The organism is Roseovarius sp. EC-HK134 (assembly GCF_902498815.1).
Lineage (GTDB): Bacteria > Pseudomonadota > Alphaproteobacteria > Rhodobacterales > Rhodobacteraceae > Roseovarius > Roseovarius mucosus_A.
In genome coordinates this window covers 102,357-120,548 of record NZ_LR701542.1, presented here as the reverse complement: position 1 = coordinate 120,548, position 18,192 = coordinate 102,357, and the positions used below count along the sequence as shown (strand labels likewise).

Sequence of the window (18,192 nt, the reverse complement as noted above, 5' to 3'; positions counted from 1 at the left end):
CCTTAGCGCGCCTGCGCGTGATACTCGGGATTGGGCTGCATGCCCGTCGCCGAGGCCACGCGATTGGTCATGTTGAAGAACCCCGCAACATTGGCGATATCCCAGATATCGCGCGCGCTCAAACCCTGATCGCGCAGCGCCTGACGATCGGCTTCAGTAATCTCAGACGAGGCGCGCGTGACCTTTTCGGCAAAGCCCAACATCGCACTCTGCCGCGCACCCAGCTTTGCCGCGCGCCAGTTCATCACCATCGCCTCACCAAGCGCCGGATCACCAGAGAGTTGCCGCACCGCCGCGCCATGCGCCACCTGACAATACCAGCATCGGTTGATCGAACTGACCACGACCGCGATCATCTCGCGCTCCAGCTTGCTCAACCCGCTCTCGGCCAGCATCAGGTTGTTGTAGAGCGTGGTAAAGGCATTCAGCTTGTCGATGTCAAAGGCATAGGCCCGCAGCACATTGGGGATCATCCCCAGTTTCTCGGCGCAGATGTCGAAATACTTCTGTGTCGCCTCTGGCAACGGGTCAAGCATCGGCAAATCAAGCGCTGTGGGCTCGGATGGCTTGGTCATGTCTCACTCCTTTTGCCGGTAATGGTAGTCGCCAACATGGGCAAACCCCATCGCCGTATATAGCCCATTGGCCCCCTGATTGCTCTTGGTGCAGATCACCGACAGATACTGCGCACCCTCTGCCTGCGCCCAAAGCGCCGCCTGTAGCATCATCAACCGCCCCATCCCGGCGCGGCGGTGGCGGGCGTGAACCTCCAGCGCATGCACCATGGCCACGCCCGCGTGAATCGCGGCAAAGCCGGTGGCGGCGGGCTGATCCTTATGCCTGCCAAAAAGCCCGGTCTTGGGGCCGGTAACACGCTCCATCACCGCAATACGCGCCGGGCCAATACCCCCATCAGCCCAGATTTCGCGCATGATTTCAAGAGGCTCCCAAACCGCAAAGGTGCTGACACGCGGCGGCTTTTCGCCTGTCAACGCCGCAACCGGCACAACATAGAGGTTAACCGGGTCAACCACCTCATATCCCTCAGAGGCCAAAAGCGCATCCAGCGCGCCATCCCCCTCGCGCACCTGAAAGAGCGGGCTTTGCCCGAGCGCGCGCATTGCCATCTCGGCGGCGACCAGTTCCGCGCCCGTGATCGGCCCCGTAACGGTGGCGGCAGACACGCGCTTGCCACCACCCTTGCCCTCGCGCAGGGTCACAGGACCAAGCTGTTCGCAGCGCGCAGGCGGCCACGTGGCCTCGGTCACCGCATAAAGCGTCTGCACATCAGGGCTCATGCCGGAAACATCTCCGCCAATTCAGACATCGCAGCCTCAAGCCGTGCACCATCCTGCCCACGCATCACGATCTGCGCCCCGTAACACCCATCGCGGATAAACGGGTAAGAGCCGATGCTGAGGTCAGGATACCTCTCCGCCAGATCGGAAAGAGGCCCTGCAATATCGCCCTCGCCGCGCCGGATTTCCAGCGCCTGCGACAGGATCGGCGCACCGCCCGTCAGCTTGGGCAGCACAGAGGCCAGCATCGCCTGAAAGATCGACGGCACCCCGGCCATCACATGCACATTCTCGATGGTAAACCCCGGCGCGGCGCTGATCGGGTTATCAATGAGTGTGGCCCCGTCCGGAATACGCGCCATGCGCAAACGCGCCGCGTTCAATTCCTGCCCCCGCGCGTCGTAATGCGCGGCCAGAATGGCGCGCGCGTCGTCGCGCACCGAAATCGGCCGATCAAAGGCCGCGGCCACATTCTCGGCGGTGATATCGTCATGGGTGGGACCAATACCGCCCGAGGTGAACACATGGTCATACCCCGCGCTCAGCGCCTGCACCGCCGCAACAATAGCGCCGGGATCGTCGCTGACCACGCGCACTTCCTTAAGGTCGATGCCGACCTTCGTCACCTCACCCGCCAGATAATGCATGTTGGCATCGCGCGTGCGCCCCGACAGGATTTCGTCTCCGATGACAAGCATGGCAGCGGTCGGGTTGGGCATGGCAGACTCCTTGATCCGGGGACAAACCCGGTATAGGCGCAGGTCATGCGCTTTCAAACCCCTCTTGTGCAGGCTGTGCTGCTGCGCCGCTACAAACGCTTTCTCGCCGATATCCGCCTGATGGATGGGCGCGAGGTTACGGCGCATTGCGCCAACCCCGGCAGCATGATGGGGCTGGCCGATCCGGGGGCAACCATCTGGGTCGAACCCAATGACGATCCGCGCAAGAAACTCAAATTCGGCTGGCGGTTGCTGGAGCGTTCGTGCGGGGATTTCGTCTGTGTCGATACGGGTCTTGCCAACCGGATCGTCAGGACCGCGATTGAGGCGCGGACAATCCCGGAACTGGCCGGCTATGACCGGGTGCGCCCCGAACAAGCCTACGGCACTGCCAGCCGGGTGGATTTCCTGCTTTCGGGCGCAGGCCTGCCCGATGCCTATGTCGAGGTAAAATCCGTCACCCTGTCACGCACGCCCGGTTTGGCCGAATTCCCCGATAGCGTCACCGCACGCGGCGCGCGGCACTTGGGGGATCTGGCCGAAATGGCCCGTGCCGGGCATCGCGCCGTGCTCTTTTATCTGGTGCAACGCAGCGATGCACAGGCCGTGACCGTGGCCCAAGACATCGACCCCACCTATGCTAACGCCCTGCAGCGCGCCCGCGCGGCAGGGGTCACAGTGCTGTCATATCGTGCCAATATCACCCCGCAAGAGATCACAATTGGTCATGGCCTGCCCCTTGCAAACGACCCCCCTCTGGTCCTTTCGCGCAAATAGCCCTAGATAAACGGAAAATGCACACCATACGAGGCCGGACGTGAACGAAACACATCGAGGACGATTGACGCGCGAGGGCATCCGCATCCACGAGACTGCGGATTTTGCTGGTATGCACCGGGCGGGGGCACTTGCCGCGCAAATCCTCGACGAAATCGCAGAGCATGTCTTTGTCGGACAAACCACCACCGCCATCGACAAGCTGATCGAGGACAAGGTTAACGCCTCTGGCGCGAAATCCGCCACCATCGGGTATAAGGGCTATCAGCACGCCAGCTGCATCAGCGTCAATCACGTGGTCTGCCATGGCATTCCCGGCGACAAGGTGCTCAAGGATGGTGACATTCTGAACGTCGATGTGACGGTGATCGTGGATGGTTGGTTTGGCGACACGAGCCGGATGTATGTAGCAGGCAAACTCAGCCGCAAATCCGAACGGCTGATCCAGGTCACACATGACGCCCTGATGAAGGGCATCGAGGCCGTGCGCCCCGGTGCCACCTTTGGCGATATCGGCCACGCGATCCAATCTTACGTCGAGGCGCATCGCATGTCGGTGGTGCGTGATTTCTGCGGGCACGGCTTGGGCCGCGTGTTCCATTCGCCGCCCAATGTGCTGCATTACGGGCGGGCAGGCAGCGGGCCGCGTCTGGAAGAAGGCATGTTCTTCACCATCGAGCCGATGGTCAATCTCGGGCGCCCCGAAACCAAAGTGCTGGCCGATGACTGGACCGCCGTCACCCGCGACAAATCTCTGTCGGCGCAATTCGAGCATTCCATCGGTGTGACTGCCACCGGCGCCGAGATTTTCACCCTCTCGCCTGCGGGAAAATTCCATCCGACATGGGCGTAAAACCCCTGCGGGTTTGATCGTGATCGAAACGAATTTCAAAGAGCGTCGATAGGCTGCTCTCACCAAAATAGCGCTAAATCAAACGGCTATAGCGGCTTTGCCGGGGCCTGTGGGGTAAACTCACAACGATCAGGCTTGATGTCCACCAAAGGCGTGCCATCCAGACAATCCAGCCCCCGAACGATCAACACCGCCCCCTCTACCCCGATCAGGCGCACCTGCGACGTGCCAATGGGATTGGGCCGCTGCGGCGAGCGCAGGGCAAAGGTGCCAAAATAGCGCGTACCATCCCCTTTCGGGTTCTGCCGCACCAGATCCCGCCGGGACCGGTCCAACCAATACAGAATTTCAAGATGCTTATAGGCCGCGATTCCCTCCAGCGCCGCGACCCAAGGTGCAAACACCTCAATCCGACACTCTGGTCCCTCTAGCTGCCCCTGCCGCGGGCACTCTTCGCGCCGGGTCCATGGGGTGTTGATCCGCCCAATGAAATGCAGCGCGGCATCCTGCCCCTCTGGCAGCACCGTGGTCTCCTCGCCCGGACGCAATCGCATGTCCATCCCAACGCTCTCCGCCTCAGTAAACGTCTTGCCAGTCATCCTCGTGGAACACCTCACCAAGCGCCATCCAACGTACCCGCACCCGGGCCACCCGCGTATCCGCCCAAGTGCGGAACACGATCTCAAACCCATTTGGCGTGATCTTTTCCGCCGTCACATCGGCACGGGCATTGGTGGCGCTGTCCATATCCCAAAGCGACAGGGCCACATGCACCGCAGGTTCGGACTTGAACGGGCTGGCAAAGGTGATCAACTTGCGCCGCTCACGCGCGCCTGATCCGGTCCACATTTCGCCCCCATCAGCAAAATCTGAAAAGAGGACATCATCCCCCTGTTCGATCCCAATAGCTTGATTGATCAAGAATTTCATACGATGCCTTCCGAAACTCTGGCGAGCCTACACCGATTTTCCGGCAAAATTGAGAGCAAAAAAAAAGAAAAAAGGGCCGCAGAACGGCCCCTTTGATAGCAGAATCCGCCGCAACCTCAGTTGGAAGACAACCCGATATGGTCGCCTACAGCCACCATATCCGCCAAGAGCTTGGCCATCTCGTCGACAGGGCCGGGCTCATTGACGAATTTTTCCTGCGCATGCGCCAACTTGTCGGTCGCCGCATCCACCATCGCCTTGAACGCTTCGCGCGTCATATCCTCACGCGCAACGGCCTGCTCCGCAAGAACCGACACGCTCTTGCCGCTGATCTCGGCAAAACCGCCGGTCACAACATATTCCTTCTCGCCCGACGGCCCCGACACCCGCAGGATACCGGGCCGCAGCGTGGTGATGAGCGGGGCGTGATCGGCCATGGCGGTCAGATCGCCCTCAGCCCCCGGAATGCTCACCTCATGGGCAGCAACCGAGGCCAAAAGCCGCTCGGGGCTCACCAGATCGAATTGCACTGTTTCAGCCATCTCGGCCTCCCTCATGGTGTCAGGCCCGCGCGGGGATCACCCGCGCAGGACCGTGACAGGCGTTGATCAGGCCGCGTCAGCAGCCATACGTTCGGCTTTGGCGAGCACGTCGTCGATGCCGCCCACCATGTAGAAGGCACCTTCGGGCAGGTGATCATACTCGCCCGCGACCACGGCCTTGAACGATTTGATCGTCTCTTCCAGCGGCACCTGAACCCCGTCAGAGCCAGTGAACACCTTGGCCACGTCGAACGGCTGGCTGAGGAAACGCTGGATTTTCCGGGCACGCGCCACGGTCAGTTTGTCCTCTTCGCTCAGTTCGTCCATGCCCAGAATGGCGATGATGTCCTGAAGCGATTTGTAACGCTGCAAAATCCCCTGCACGTCACGCGCAACCTGATAATGCTCTTCGCCCACGATCTGCGGGTCCATCAGACGCGAGTTCGAGTCGAGCGGGTCCACAGCCGGGTAAATACCAAGCTCGGAAATCGCACGGCTAAGAACGGTCGTTGCGTCAAGGTGGGCAAAGGTCGTGGCAGGTGCCGGGTCGGTCAAGTCGTCCGCAGGCACGTAAACGGCCTGAATGGACGTGATAGACCCCTGCTTGGTCGAGGTAATGCGCTCCTGCATGGCACCCATGTCGGTGGCCAGCGTCGGCTGATAACCCACGGCAGACGGGATACGACCCAACAGCGCCGACACCTCGGACCCTGCTTGTGTAAAGCGGAAGATGTTGTCCACAAAGAACAACACGTCCGACCCGGACTGATCGCGGAACTGCTCGGCCAGCGTCAGGCCGGTCAGGGCCACACGCGCACGCGCCCCCGGAGGCTCGTTCATCTGACCATAGACAAGGGCCACTTGGCTTTCTTCCAGATTATCGGGCTTGATCACGTTGGATTCGATCATCTCGTGATACAGGTCGTTCCCTTCACGGGTCCGCTCACCCACACCGGCAAACACCGAATAGCCCGAGTGCACCTTGGCGATGTTGTTGATCAGTTCCATGATGAGAACCGTCTTGCCCACACCGGCACCGCCGAAGAGGCCAATTTTGCCGCCCTTGGCATAGGGGGCAAGAAGGTCAACAACCTTGATCCCCGTCACGAGGATTTCAGAGGCGGTCGACTGCTCGGAAAACTCCGGCGCAGGCTGGTGGATAGAGCGGTATTCCGTGGCCTTGATCGGCGCGCCCTCGTCCACCGGCTCACCGATGACGTTCAGGATGCGGCCCAAGGTTGCGTTGCCCACCGGCACCGAAATCGGCGCACCGGTATCGCTCACGGCCTGACCGCGCACGAGGCCTTCGGTCGCGTCCATCGCGATGGTGCGCACGGTGTTCTCGCCCAGATGCTGCGCCACTTCGAGGATCAGCTTCTTGCCGTGGTTGTCGGTCTGCAGCGCGTTCAGAATGGCTGGCAGATCGCCGTCAAATTGAACGTCCACAACGGCGCCAATGACCTGCGTCACCTTGCCTTTTGCATTTGCCATGTTTCGTCTCCGGTTCTCTTACAGCGCTTCCGCGCCGGAAATGATTTCAATTAGCTCGTTGGTGATCACGGCCTGACGCGAACGGTTGTATTCAATCGTCAACCTGTCGATCATATCGCCAGCGTTGCGCGTCGCATTGTCCATCGCGGACATACGCGCACCCTGCTCAGAGGCACCATTTTCCAACAGCGCGGCAAAGATCGCGGTCGCCACCCCACGCGGCAAGAGATCGGCAAGGATCGCCTGCTCGTCGGGCTCGTAATCATAGAAGCTGTCGGTATCGACCTTGCCCGCCGTGGTGTCCACGTCGAACGGGATCACCTGCTGCATGCTCGGGATCTGGCTGACCACGTTCTCGAACCGCGAAAAGAAAATCTTCGCGACATCGAACTCGCCCCCGTCGAACCGCTTGAGCACTTCGGCCGCGATGCCTTGGGCATCGGCATACCCAAGGCGCTTGACCTCGCTCATGTCGACGTGACCCACGGAATATTGACCAAAGTCGCGCTTCATCGCGTCACGCCCCTTCTTGCCAACGGTCAAGATCTTGACCGTCTTGCCCTTGGCCAGCAACTCGGCGGCATGGGTTTTGGCCAGCTTGGCGATGTTCGCGTTGAAGCCACCGCAAAGGCCCCTCTCGGCAGTCATCACCACCAAGAGATGCACCTTGTCCTCACCCGTGCCCGCCAAAAGACGCGGCGCATTGGCCGCATCCCCGACAGAGGCCGCAAGCTTGCCCATTACCGCGTTGAAACGCTCGGTATAAGGGCGGGCCTGCTCGGCAGCATCCTGAGCGCGGCGAAGTTTCGCCGCGGCAACCATCTGCATGGCCTTGGTGATCTTGCGGGTCGATTTGACCGACGCGATCCTGTTTTTCAGGTCCTTGAGATTCGGCATTGCCTTATCTCCCCCTTATGCGAAGTCAGCGGCGAATTCGTCCAGCGCAGCTTTGATACGGTCCTCGGCCTCACCCTTGATCTTGGGGTCTTCCTTGGTGATGTATGCCAGCAGATCGGCATGTTTGCCGCGCAGGTGCTTGAGCAGACCTTGCTCATAGCGGCCCACTTGGCTCACCGGGATCTTGTCCAGATAACCCTTGGTGCCCGCATAGATCACACAGACGATCTCGGCATTGGTCAGCGGCGAATACTGCGGCTGCTTCATCAACTCGGTCAGACGCGCACCACGGTTCAGCAACTGCTGCGTTGCCGCGTCAAGGTCGGACCCGAACTGAGCAAAGGCCGCCATCTCGCGATACTGCGCCAGTTCCAGTTTCACCGGACCCGCGACCGACTTCATCGCATTGGTCTGAGCAGAAGAGCCCACACGCGACACCGACAGACCGGTGTTCACAGCCGGACGGATACCCTGATAGAACAGTTCCGTCTCAAGGAAGATCTGGCCGTCGGTGATCGAGATCACGTTGGTCGGAATAAACGCCGACACGTCGCCACCTTGGGTTTCAATGATCGGCAGCGCGGTAAGCGAGCCCGAACCATTGTCACTGTTCAGCTTGGCCGAACGCTCCAGCAGACGGGAGTGAAGATAGAACACGTCCCCCGGATAGGCTTCACGACCGGGCGGACGACGCAGCAAGAGCGACATCTGGCGATAGGCCACGGCCTGCTTGGAAAGGTCATCATACACGATCAGCGCGTGACGGCCATTGTCGCGGAAATGCTCGGCCATCGCGGTTGCGGAATAGGGTGCCAGGAACTGCATCGGCGCGGGGTCCGACGCGGTGGCGGCCACGACGATCGAATACTTGATCGCGCCGCTTTCTTCGAGCTTCTTCACCAGCTGCGCCACGGTCGAGCGCTTCTGGCCCACAGCGACGTAAACGCAATAGAGCTTCTTGCTCTCGTCGTCGCCCGCCGCTTCGTTATAGATCTTTTGGTTCAGGATCGCGTCCAGCGCCACGGCAGTCTTGCCGGTCTGACGGTCACCAATGATCAGCTCGCGCTGACCGCGACCGATCGGGATCATGGCGTCCACGGATTTGAGGCCAGTCGCCATCGGCTCATGCACCGATTTACGCGGGATAATGCCGGGGGCTTTGACGTCAGCCAGACCGCGGCTCTTGGTTTTGATCGGGCCCTTGCCATCCAGCGGGTTGCCCAGACCGTCCACAACGCGGCCCAACAGCTCGTCGCCAATCGGCACGTCCACGATGGACTTGGTGCGCTTGACGGTGTCGCCTTCCTTGATGTCACGGTCCGACCCGAAGATCACGACACCGACGTTGTCACTCTCAAGGTTCAGCGCCATGCCCATGATCGAGCCCGGAAACTCGACAAGCTCGCCAGCCTGAACATTGTCCAGCCCGTGAACCCGTGCGATCCCGTCACCCACCGAGAGAACCCGGCCGATCTCTGCAACTTCGGCGTCTTGGCCAAAGTTCTTGATCTGGTCCTTCAGGATCGCAGAAATCTCTGCTGCTTGGATACCCATTTATCCGACCTCTTTCATTGAATTCTGGAGGGAATCGAGCTTGGAGCGGATCGACGTGTCGATCATCTTCGAGCCCATCTTGACGACTAGACCGCCGATGAGGCTTTCATCAACGGTCGCATTGATCTTGACATCCTTGCCCACGCGCGCCTTCAGCGCTTTGGCCAGCTTGTCGGACTGCGCCTTGGTCAGCGCCTTGGCACTGGTGACGTCGGCGCTTACTTCGCCCTTGTCTTCGGCAATCATAGCGTTGAGCTGCGTAATCAGTTGCGGCAGCACAAACAGCCGCCGCTTCTGGCCCATCAGCGCCAGACCATTCTGCAGCTCGGGCAGCAGCTTCATCTTGGCCGCCACGGCGGACATCGCAGCACCCTGCACATCCCGGCTCAGAACCGGCGAGGCGATCATCGCACGCAGGTCGTCGCTGTCATTCAGCGCCTGTGCCAGATCAGTGAGATTGCTTTCGAGTTTGGCCAAGCCTTTGGCCTCTCTCACAAGCTCGAATATCGCAGTGGCATAGCGCGCGGCAATGCCAGTAGAGATCGAAGCTGGTTCGGACACGTCCACCCTTCCGATAATCTGGCCCCGGTTGGTCAGGCGTGACGCGGGGTCACATCCGGGGACGTTGGCATAGGTTGCGCCCAACGACGCACCCAAATTCGGCTGCGGTGTAGCAGAGCCTTCCCAAGCGGGCAAGCCGCTTGAAAACTATTGTATACTAATGAATACAGCGCAATTTCAAAGACTTAAATCAGGTGCGACCTATTGCGCGCATTTTAATCTTCAAAAAGTTTCACTTTTTACTACGAAATGGCGATTCCCCTCACGAATGCCCCGCCCAAAGCATGGTCAAGCGTTAACGCTATCAGTGTTTTTGAGAGGCGTCGCGCGATTTTTGCGCCATCGGCCAAACGCCGCCAAGGCCGCAATAGGGCCCTTAGCCCAGCGGCGAGACGCCAACCAAATGCGGATGCGCCGCCAAAAGCGCGGCGTATAGAAACAGGCCCAAGATGCCCCGCACCAGCGCCACGCCTCCGCTCTGCGGTGCCATTCCCGCCCGCCGCCGGGCATGGTCCAGCCGCAGCCATTCTGCCCCCATGATCCGCCGCTTGCGCCGGTCGATCAGCACCGCCCCCAAGATGGCAAAGCCTGCGAAACTGCCAAACAGGATCACATGCGCCAGATCCCCATTGGCGAGCAAATGCCCCAAGGCCCAAAGCGCCAGCGCCACCAGCATCGGATGCCGCGTCACCCGCACAATCCCCGGCCGCTCGGGATCGAACCGCGCGTTGTTCGCCCCGCCAAAGGAAAACGGATTGGGCCTGCCAATGGCCAGCGCCAGAATTATGCAGACCGCCAGCATCACGCCCAGCGTCACGTAACCTTGCCACGGCGCCCAATCCCAGAGCGGCACAAACGGCGCGCGCCCCGCCGCACCAATGACCCATGCCAAGACGCCCAGTGACAAAAGCGAATAGCCAAGGGTGAATCCCCTCGGCCCCAACCGCTCCACCAGCCATGCCTTGACCTTGGGGCGCACCGGCACCGAATGGCTCAGGAAAAACCCGCCAAACGCCGCGATGAATTCCGCCCAGCCCATCACGCCGCCGGGATCGTCTTTGCCGGTTTCTGTCGCAGCATCAGCGGCCCGTACAGCACCGCAAACCCGCCAAAGGCCCCGATCCACGCGGCACCCGACAGCGCATGCAACATACCCGCCTCCGCAGGCAAAACCCCCGCCGCCAGTCGTGCCAGCACAGATACCACCAGCGCGAGGTAAATCGCCACCGTGCCGCCCCCTGCCGTCAATGGCCGACCCGTATGGCCCAGTGTCGCCCGCGTCATCACCGCCAGCGTCATCAGCCCTGCCGCCCCGGCCATCCACAGGTGTTGCACCGCAGCCATGCCGAATATACCCGAACTCAGCCCCTCAAGCCCAATGGCCAACGCCCCCAGCGGCACAAACGCATAGGCCAGATGCAAAACCCAAACCAACGGCTCTGCCCCGGTGCGATCCCCTGCCCAGCGCGCCAGACGCATCGCGTGGCATGCACCGACCACCACCAGCGCCCCGCCCGTGGCCAATCCATCAGGCCGGGCGACCCACATCCCCAGCGCCCCCAACAGCAGCAAGAGCGCCAGCTTGTCGAACCGCTGCATCGGCGGCACGGGCAGCCGCCCAGGCCCCCGCCGCGCCAGCCAGTTGCGCGTGAACGACGGAATGATCCGCCCGCCAATGACCGCGATCATCATCACCACCGCCGCCAGCCCCACCCGCAGCCCATAGCCCTGCGCGGCATAATTGCCCCGCGCCGCCTCCCAATGAAACAGGCCATTGCCCAGCGCAAAGACCGCCAGCATCACCAGCACAATCAGATTGCGCCAGTTCTTGCCCGCCACGATCTCGCGCAGCATGAATGCGCCCAGAACAACCGGCATCGCCAGATCCATCAGCGCCACCGCCATAGGTGGCACCCCGGCAGACACTAGGACCGCCACGCGCCCCAACAGCCACAGCGCCGCCAAACTCGCCAGCGGCCAGCCGACAATGGGCAAACGCCCCGTCCAATTCGGCACCGCCGTCAGCATGAATCCGGCAATCACCGCCGCCAGATAGCCAAAGAGAAACTCATGCGCATGCCAACTCACCGGGTCAAAGCCTGTCGGCAGGCTCAGCGCCCCCGTCAGCATCAGCACCCAAAGCGCCATGATCCCCGCCGCCCAGAGGCCCGCCCCTAGGAAAAAGGGCCGAAACCCGAAACTCAGGACCGCAGGCCCGCGCCAGCTCCGCATTTGTTCCGCCGTGCTCGTCATCTCTTGTTCCTTTCGGCCCCAAGGCCCGTGTCCGTCACGACCATGTCGAGCGGAATGTCATGCGGCTGCGGATAGATGGTCTCGATCTGCGCCGAGCTCAGCGCAATGCCGATGCTCACCGGGCGTGGGTCAAGCGCCGCCAGCGTGCGATCGAAATAGCCGCCGCCATAGCCCAGCCGGTAACACTCCGCCGTCCAGCCAATCATCGGCGCAAGGGTGATCTCGGGCGTCACCTGCTCCGCCTCGGGCGGCGGCACTGGGATATTCCAATCGCCCCGCACCATCTTGGTCTCTGGCGTCCAGCGACGAAAGACCAGCGGCGCGGCCTTGACCTCGACGATGGGCAACGCAATCCGCACCCCGCTTGAATGCCACTCCGCCATCAGATCACGCAGATCCGGCTCGCCTTTGATGGGCCAGTAGCAGGACAGCACCTTGCCCCGCGCCCCGTTGAACCTCTCTTGCACCACCGTGCGCAGATGATCCGCCAAGCTCCGCCCAACCTCTTGCCGCGCCGTAACACTCAAGGCATCGCGCAAGCGTCTGAGACGCTGACGCTCGGCCTTGCGCCACCGCGCGACATCGCGCGCCTGCGCCGGATCGGTGACAAGAGGGTCGAAATAGGCTGGGTCCACCTCCCCCGCCATACAGGGTGGTGAGGCATATGTGCCCGGCTTCGAGGTATCGGACATATCGCGGTCCTTTCCGTGGTCCGGGACGGGCACGCGGCACCAATCCCGCTTTGCATTCTCGTCTAGCCCTGCTAATAGGTATTGTAAATACCGATTAAAGCGGAACGCCAGCGACCATGCGCCTCACCTCCTTTACCGATTTCGGCCTGCGGATGCTCATGCGGATGGCCAGCGCCCCCGACCGCGCCTTTTCCAGTGCCGAGTTGGCAGCCGAGTTTGACCTCTCGCGCCACCACCTCGCCAAGATCATGCAACGGCTGTCACGGGCTGGCCTGATCGACACAAAGCGTGGCGGCGGCGGCGGTGCGATCCTCGCCCGCCCTCCATCAGAGATTCGTTTGGGGGATGTGATCCGCCACCTCGAATCCGGTCAGGCACTTGTGGTCTGCTTTGGGGCAGATGCGAGTGAATGTTCCCTCGACGGGCGCTGCCGACTCAAGGCGCGTTTGAAGGCGGCAGAGCGCGCCTTTCTCGACGATCTCGATCGCAGCACATTAGCCGACATCGCACTCGACCAGCGGCCACCGATTGCGGATGCCGCGACCTTACATAATCAACCCTGATTCCTTAAGGTCTGTAAGGTCTTAGACCGGCTTGGCCTCTGGCTGCGGGTTCAGCACCGACAGCGGTTTGCGCACTTTGTCCCGCAACCCCGGACCGCTTGGGGCCTGCACCCGTTTGGTGGCCTCAACCATCAGCACCCCGCCCGACACTACGACCGATAGCTTGCCCCCCATCCGCTCCCACATGCCCGCCGTCTTGCGCCAGAACGGGCGCTCTGACGGTGGCTGATAAAGAGCCGTCGCATGGCGCTCGGGCAAAAAGTTCTGCGATTTCAATTGGCTTTCCAGCTGCGTCTGGCTGTAGGGCCGCCCAAATCCAAACGGCGTGCGATCCGATCGCGACCACAGACCAGCCCGGTTCGGCACAATAAACAGCGCCGACCCTCCCGGACCCAAGACCCGCCAGCATTCCTCCAGCACCGCGCCCGGCTGCTCCGAAGTCTCCAGCCCATGCACAACCAAGAGCTTGTCGACATGCCCCGTTTCCACAGGCCAAAACGTCTCTTCACAAAGCACCGAGATGTTCGGCATCCCCTGCGGCCATCCGATAACCCCTTGAGGTGCGGGCATTAATCCAATCACCCGACGCGCATCGGCAAGATAGGGGCGCAGAAACGGCACAGCGAATCCATAGCCCACCACGGTCTGGCCTTGTGCCTCGGGCCAGAACTCCGCAACCTGCGCGCGCAAGGTTTTCTGCACCGCGCGCCCCAATGTGCTGCGGTAGTAAAAATTTCGCAGGTCTTGAACGTCCAGATGCATTGCAGCCCGGCCAAAGATCAGTCACTCTCGACCCTAACACTAACCGGCAATCGGGAAAATACCATGGTTTTGCAAATCCTTACTGTTCCCTGCCTGGCCGACAACTATGCCTATCTCGCGCATGATCCGGCCACGGGGGTGACCGCGGTGATCGACGTGCCAGAGGCCGAACCGATCCTGCAAGCCCTTGATAAAAAAGGTTGGTCCGCCTCTTTGGTGCTGCTTACCCACCACCACGCCGACCATGTTCAGGGCCTTGATGCGTTGCGCGCGCGGCATTCCGTATCGGTGATCGGTGCCGCCGCTGACGCACACCGCCTGCCCCCCCTTGATCATCGCGTCACCGAAGGCGACCTGATCAAGATCGGATCGGAAGAGGGGCGCGTCCTCGATGTCTCTGGCCACACGCTCGGACATATCGCGTTTCACTTCCCCACAAGCGCCGTGGTCTTCACCGCCGACAGCCTGATGGCCATGGGCTGCGGGCGCGTATTCGAAGGCACAATGCCGCAAATGTTTGAAAGCCTTGGGAAACTTGCCAATCTCCCGCCTGAGACGCTGGTTTGTTCCGGTCACGAATACACGCAAAGCAACGCGAAATTCGCACTGACCGTTGACCCCGACAACCCCGCCCTTATATCAAGGGTCAAAGAGATCAGCGCCGCCCGCGCCGCAGGTCGGCCCACTGTCCCCTCAACCCTGGCCGAGGAATTGGCCACTAACCCGTTTCTGCGCGCTGAAAACGCGAGCGTGCAGGCACATTTGGGCATGTCCGGTCGCGCTCCGGTTGATGTCTTTGCCGAAATCCGCGCCCGCAAGGACCGTTTCTGAGCGGGGCGTGATGAAAACAACGCTGGTCACACGAAATGTGAGCCAGTTTGATGAAATAATCCTTGAAGACTGGCCACTATCGACCAAACTTTAAGATTATGAGGCCAAGGTTAGTGGGCAGCCCGCCCCGGCCAAGATCAGAAGGAGCACGACCGTGCCTTCATTCTCGAACACGCTCGAACAGGCAATCCATGCGGCATTGGCTCTTGCCAATGCACGTCAGCACGAATTCGCGACACTCGAGCACCTTCTGCTCGCCCTTGTCGACGAACCCGACGCCGCCCGCGTCTTGAAGGCGTGTAGCGTCAATACAGAGGAATTGCGCACCACTCTGGTGGAATTCATCGATGATGACCTCGCCAATCTGGTGACTGACATCGAAGGGTCAGAGGCGGTGCCAACGGCGGCATTCCAGCGCGTGATCCAGCGCGCGGCAATCCATGTCCAATCTTCGGGCCGCACCGAAGTGACCGGGGCCAACGTGCTCGTCGCGATCTTTGCAGAGCGCGAGTCGAACGCCGCCTATTTCCTGCAAGAACAGGATATGACGCGGTATGATGCGGTGAATTTCATCGCCCATGGCGTGGCCAAGGACCCGGCCTATGGCGAATCTCGCCCCGTTACCGGCGCTTCCAGCCAAGAGGGTGATGGTGCCGCCAAATCGACAGAAACCGATGCGGTCGAGGCGGGCGACTCGGCGCTTGCGAAATACTGTGTCGACCTCAACGAAAAGGCCCGCAAGGGTGACATCGACCCACTGATCGGCCGCGATGCGGAGGTTGAGCGCTGCATTCAGGTGCTCTGCCGCCGCCGCAAGAACAACCCGCTTTTGGTGGGTGATCCTGGCGTAGGCAAAACCGCCATCGCCGAAGGCTTGGCGCATAAGATCGTGCAGGGGGAAACCCCGCGCGTCCTGTCGCGCACCACGATCTATTCGCTTGATATGGGTGCCCTGCTCGCGGGCACACGTTATCGGGGCGATTTCGAAGAGCGCCTCAAAGCGGTCGTGACCGAGCTTGAGAAACACCCCGATGCGGTTCTGTTTATCGACGAGATTCACACAGTGATCGGGGCTGGTGCCACCTCGGGTGGGGCGATGGATGCCTCAAACCTCCTGAAGCCTGCCTTGCAGGGCGGCAAACTGCGTTGCATGGGCTCAACCACCTACAAGGAGTTCCGCCAGCATTTCGAAAAGGATCGCGCGCTTGCCCGCCGGTTCCAGAAAATCGACGTGGCAGAACCGACGGTTGAGGATGCGGTCAAGATCCTTAAAGGTCTCAAACCGTATTTCGAGGATCACCACAGTGTGAAATATACCAATGAGGCGATCCGCTCTGCGGTCGACCTCTCGGCGCGCTACATCAATGATCGCAAACTGCCCGACAAGGCTATCGACGTGATTGACGAGGCCGGAGCCGCCCAGCATTTGCTGGCAGCCTCCAAGCGGCGCAAGAGTATCGGGGTCAAGGAAATCGAAGAGGTGGTGGCCAAGATCGCCCGTATTCCACCGAAAAACGTATCCAAGAACGATGCCGAAGTTCTCAAGGACCTTGAAGGCACGCTCAAGCGTGTGGTTTTTGGCCAGGACGCAGCTATCGAGGCACTCAGCTCTGCGATCAAACTGGCACGTGCTGGCCTGCGCGAGCCGGAAAAACCGATTGGCAACTACTTGTTTGCCGGCCCAACTGGCGTGGGCAAAACCGAGGTGGCCAAGCAATTGGCCGATACCCTGGGCGTGGAACTCTTGCGGTTCGATATGTCGGAATACATGGAGAAACACGCGGTTTCGCGCCTGATCGGGGCACCTCCGGGCTATGTCGGCTTTGATCAAGGCGGCCTGCTGACCGACGGTGTCGATCAACATCCGCATTGCGTTCTCTTGCTCGACGAGATCGAAAAGGCACATCCCGATGTCTTCAACATCCTGTTGCAGGTGATGGACCACGGCACGCTGACCGATCACAATGGCCGCAAGGTGGACTTCCGCAATGTGGTTCTGATCATGACCTCGAACGCAGGGGCTGCAGAACAGGCGAAATCCGCCATCGGCTTTGGCCGTGACCGGCGCGAGGGCGAGGATACAGCCGCCATCGAGCGCACGTTTACGCCCGAATTCCGCAATCGCCTGGATGCTGTTATCTCGTTCGGCGCACTGCCGAAGTCGGTGATCCTCAAAGTGGTCGAGAAATTCGTGTTGCAGCTTGAGGCCCAGTTGATGGATCGCGATGTGACCATCGAACTGACACAGGCGGCGGCGGAATGGCTGGCGGACAAAGGGTATGACGACAAGATGGGCGCACGCCCCTTGGCCCGTGTCATTCAGGAGCACATCAAGAAGCCGCTGGCCGAGGAGCTACTGTTTGGCAAGCTTCTCAAGGGCGGTGTGGTGACCGTTGGAGTCAAAGACAACAAGATCGACCTCGTGGTCGAAGGCCCTGTGACGCGCCGCCTTACCGGCAAGAAAAAGCCACCCTTGCTGACCGCCGAATGACGGCTAGGCTTGGAACGGCAGTTGCGATCCTGACACTGGCGGTGGCCCTTCCGGCCACCGCCCAACCACCCAAGTTGAGCCTGCCGCTAGACTGCGACATCGGGCGAACGTGCTATATTGAAGATTACGTTGATACCGATCCGGGACCCGGCCAACGTGACTACACCTGTGGCATCAAAAGCCGGGATGATCATCGCGGCATTGATTTCATGCTTTTATCCTTCGACGACATGGAGGCAGGCGTCAATGTGCTGGCGGCCGCCTCGGGCACCGTTGCCGCCACGCGCGACGGCATGGCCGACACCCCTGTGACAGCCGAAACCCGCGATGCCATCCGAGGGCAGGAATGCGGCAATGCGGTGCGCGTTGATCATGGCGACGGCTGGCAAACGCTCTATTGCCACATGAAACAAGGCTCTCTCAGCGTTCGTAAAGGCGACATGGTAAAGGCAGGAGATGTGCTGGGTCAGGTGGGTCTTAGCGGGTTAACCAATGCCCCCCATGTGCATTTGGGTGTCTTGCGGGACGGGCAGATTGTCGATCCCTTTGCGCCCGACGCGCGTGATACTTGCGGTGCGCCCCTCGATCAGAGCCTGTGGGAAATCGCGCTGCCCTATGATCCCGCCGGGCTGTTCACCGCCGGCTTCTCGACCGCTGTACCAGAGTTTGAGGCGGTGCGCTCTGGCGCTGCGCGTGCCAGCACCGCGCAACCCGATCAGCCAATAGTCCTTTATGGCCATGTCTTTTATGCGCAACCGGGCGACCTTTTAACTCTGACCGCAGAGGGACCGCAGGGCGAGATTTTCACCCACGAGATCACGCTCGACGCCCCGCAAGCCCAACTCTTTCGTGCCTTTGGGCGCAAGGCGCCGGAGGGCGGATGGGAGCCGGGCGATTATCGTGGCTATGTGCGCCTGACGCGCGGCGAGACGATTCTTGCAGTTCGGCACGCTGATATCACCATCGCACCCTAACGCG

Annotated in this window: 20 protein-coding genes; 6 read left to right on the top strand and 14 right to left on the bottom strand. The window is 61.0% G+C overall.

Annotated elements, in window-relative coordinates; genetic code table 11:
* Nucleotides 1-2 precede the first annotated feature (2 nt).
* From GC127_RS01890 to GC127_RS01880, 3 genes are read right to left on the bottom strand one after another with little or no spacing between them, the layout of a single operon-like run.
* Nucleotides 3-575 (bottom strand): peroxidase-related enzyme, encoded by a 573-nt coding sequence (locus tag GC127_RS01890; RefSeq protein ID WP_151976171.1) that lies wholly within the window; start codon nt 573-575, stop codon nt 3-5.
* A 3-nt stretch (nt 576-578) separates the two neighbouring features.
* Nucleotides 579-1,298 carry an N-acetyltransferase gene (locus GC127_RS01885; RefSeq protein ID WP_151976172.1) on the bottom strand — a complete coding sequence of 240 codons (720 nt, stop codon included), beginning with the start codon at nt 1,296-1,298 and terminating at the stop codon, nt 579-581.
* Nucleotides 1,295-2,017 carry a molybdopterin-binding protein gene (locus GC127_RS01880; protein WP_151976173.1) on the bottom strand — a complete coding sequence of 241 codons (723 nt, stop codon included), beginning with the start codon at nt 2,015-2,017 and terminating at the stop codon, nt 1,295-1,297. The genes GC127_RS01885 and GC127_RS01880 overlap by 4 nt, the downstream gene beginning before the upstream one ends.
* A 45-nt stretch (nt 2,018-2,062) precedes the next feature.
* Here GC127_RS01880 and sfsA point away from each other — a divergent pair, with 45 nt between their 5' ends.
* Entirely contained in the window at nt 2,063-2,794 is a 732-nt protein-coding gene (gene sfsA / locus GC127_RS01875; protein WP_151976174.1) for a DNA/RNA nuclease SfsA, read from the top strand.
* 40 nt (nt 2,795-2,834) lie between these two features.
* On the top strand, nt 2,835-3,647 hold the full coding sequence (map, locus tag GC127_RS01870) for a type I methionyl aminopeptidase (RefSeq protein WP_151976175.1): 813 nt from the start codon (nt 2,835-2,837) through the stop codon (nt 3,645-3,647).
* Between the two features lie 86 nt (nt 3,648-3,733).
* Here map and tsaA read toward each other — a convergent pair whose 3' ends face one another.
* The 10 genes from tsaA to GC127_RS01820 all read right to left on the bottom strand — a co-directional run bounded on the left by tsaA (nt 3,734) and on the right by GC127_RS01820 (nt 12,567).
* Nucleotides 3,734-4,207: a tRNA (N6-threonylcarbamoyladenosine(37)-N6)-methyltransferase TrmO gene (gene tsaA / locus GC127_RS01865; protein WP_081506755.1), complete on the bottom strand. Its 474-nt coding sequence runs from the start codon at nt 4,205-4,207 to the stop codon at nt 3,734-3,736.
* Between the two features lie 16 nt (nt 4,208-4,223).
* A complete protein-coding gene (locus tag GC127_RS01860) occupies nt 4,224-4,577 on the bottom strand; it encodes an H-type lectin domain-containing protein (RefSeq protein WP_008280718.1) in 354 nt (117 codons plus the stop codon).
* A gap of 116 nt (nt 4,578-4,693) precedes the next feature.
* On the bottom strand, nt 4,694-5,119 hold the full coding sequence (locus GC127_RS01855; protein ID WP_037297481.1) for a F0F1 ATP synthase subunit epsilon: 426 nt from the start codon (nt 5,117-5,119) through the stop codon (nt 4,694-4,696).
* Nucleotides 5,120-5,185: 66 nt separating this feature from the next.
* Nucleotides 5,186-6,610 carry a F0F1 ATP synthase subunit beta gene (gene atpD / locus GC127_RS01850; protein WP_008280720.1) on the bottom strand — a complete coding sequence of 475 codons (1,425 nt, stop codon included), beginning with the start codon at nt 6,608-6,610 and terminating at the stop codon, nt 5,186-5,188.
* 18 nt (nt 6,611-6,628) lie between these two features.
* Complete coding sequence (locus GC127_RS01845) at nt 6,629-7,507, bottom strand: F0F1 ATP synthase subunit gamma (protein WP_008280721.1); 879 nt, start codon at nt 7,505-7,507, stop codon at nt 6,629-6,631.
* 15 nt (nt 7,508-7,522) lie between these two features.
* The gene (gene atpA / locus GC127_RS01840) at nt 7,523-9,061 is read right to left on the bottom strand and encodes a F0F1 ATP synthase subunit alpha (protein WP_151976176.1); all 1,539 of its coding nucleotides are present in this window, start codon (nt 9,059-9,061) and stop codon (nt 7,523-7,525) included.
* Nucleotides 9,062-9,628 (bottom strand): F0F1 ATP synthase subunit delta, encoded by a 567-nt coding sequence (locus tag GC127_RS01835; protein WP_198133580.1) that lies wholly within the window; start codon nt 9,626-9,628, stop codon nt 9,062-9,064. It abuts the gene before it with no gap.
* A gap of 370 nt (nt 9,629-9,998) precedes the next feature.
* The gene (locus GC127_RS01830; protein ID WP_151976292.1) at nt 9,999-10,661 is read right to left on the bottom strand and encodes an NnrU family protein; all 663 of its coding nucleotides are present in this window, start codon (nt 10,659-10,661) and stop codon (nt 9,999-10,001) included.
* Nucleotides 10,661-11,875: an NnrS family protein gene (locus GC127_RS01825; protein WP_151976177.1), complete on the bottom strand. Its 1,215-nt coding sequence runs from the start codon at nt 11,873-11,875 to the stop codon at nt 10,661-10,663. Before GC127_RS01825 ends, GC127_RS01830 begins: the two co-directional genes overlap by 1 nt.
* A complete protein-coding gene (locus tag GC127_RS01820) occupies nt 11,872-12,567 on the bottom strand; it encodes a 5-formyltetrahydrofolate cyclo-ligase (RefSeq protein ID WP_198385581.1) in 696 nt (231 codons plus the stop codon). The genes GC127_RS01825 and GC127_RS01820 overlap by 4 nt, the downstream gene beginning before the upstream one ends.
* A 116-nt stretch (nt 12,568-12,683) precedes the next feature.
* On the opposite strand from GC127_RS01820, the gene GC127_RS01815 reads away from it, so the two are divergent.
* On the top strand, nt 12,684-13,130 hold the full coding sequence (locus tag GC127_RS01815; protein ID WP_151976178.1) for an Rrf2 family transcriptional regulator: 447 nt from the start codon (nt 12,684-12,686) through the stop codon (nt 13,128-13,130).
* A gap of 21 nt (nt 13,131-13,151) precedes the next feature.
* Here the strand turns inward: GC127_RS01815 and GC127_RS01810 are convergent, their stop codons facing one another.
* Complete coding sequence (locus tag GC127_RS01810; RefSeq protein ID WP_008280729.1) at nt 13,152-13,892, bottom strand: methyltransferase domain-containing protein; 741 nt, start codon at nt 13,890-13,892, stop codon at nt 13,152-13,154.
* A 63-nt stretch (nt 13,893-13,955) separates the two neighbouring features.
* On the opposite strand from GC127_RS01810, the gene gloB reads away from it, so the two are divergent.
* The 3 genes from gloB to GC127_RS01795 all read left to right on the top strand — a co-directional run bounded on the left by gloB (nt 13,956) and on the right by GC127_RS01795 (nt 18,188).
* The gene (gloB, locus tag GC127_RS01805; RefSeq protein WP_037297486.1) at nt 13,956-14,723 is read left to right on the top strand and encodes a hydroxyacylglutathione hydrolase; all 768 of its coding nucleotides are present in this window, start codon (nt 13,956-13,958) and stop codon (nt 14,721-14,723) included.
* Nucleotides 14,724-14,877: 154 nt separating this feature from the next.
* Entirely contained in the window at nt 14,878-17,214 is a 2,337-nt protein-coding gene (gene clpA / locus GC127_RS01800) for an ATP-dependent Clp protease ATP-binding subunit ClpA (RefSeq protein ID WP_037297487.1), read from the top strand.
* Nucleotides 17,211-18,188, top strand: a complete 978-nt coding sequence (locus tag GC127_RS01795) for a M23 family metallopeptidase (RefSeq protein ID WP_151976179.1) — start codon at nt 17,211-17,213, stop codon at nt 18,186-18,188. The genes clpA and GC127_RS01795 overlap by 4 nt, the downstream gene beginning before the upstream one ends.
* Nucleotides 18,189-18,192: the final 4 nt, after the last annotated feature.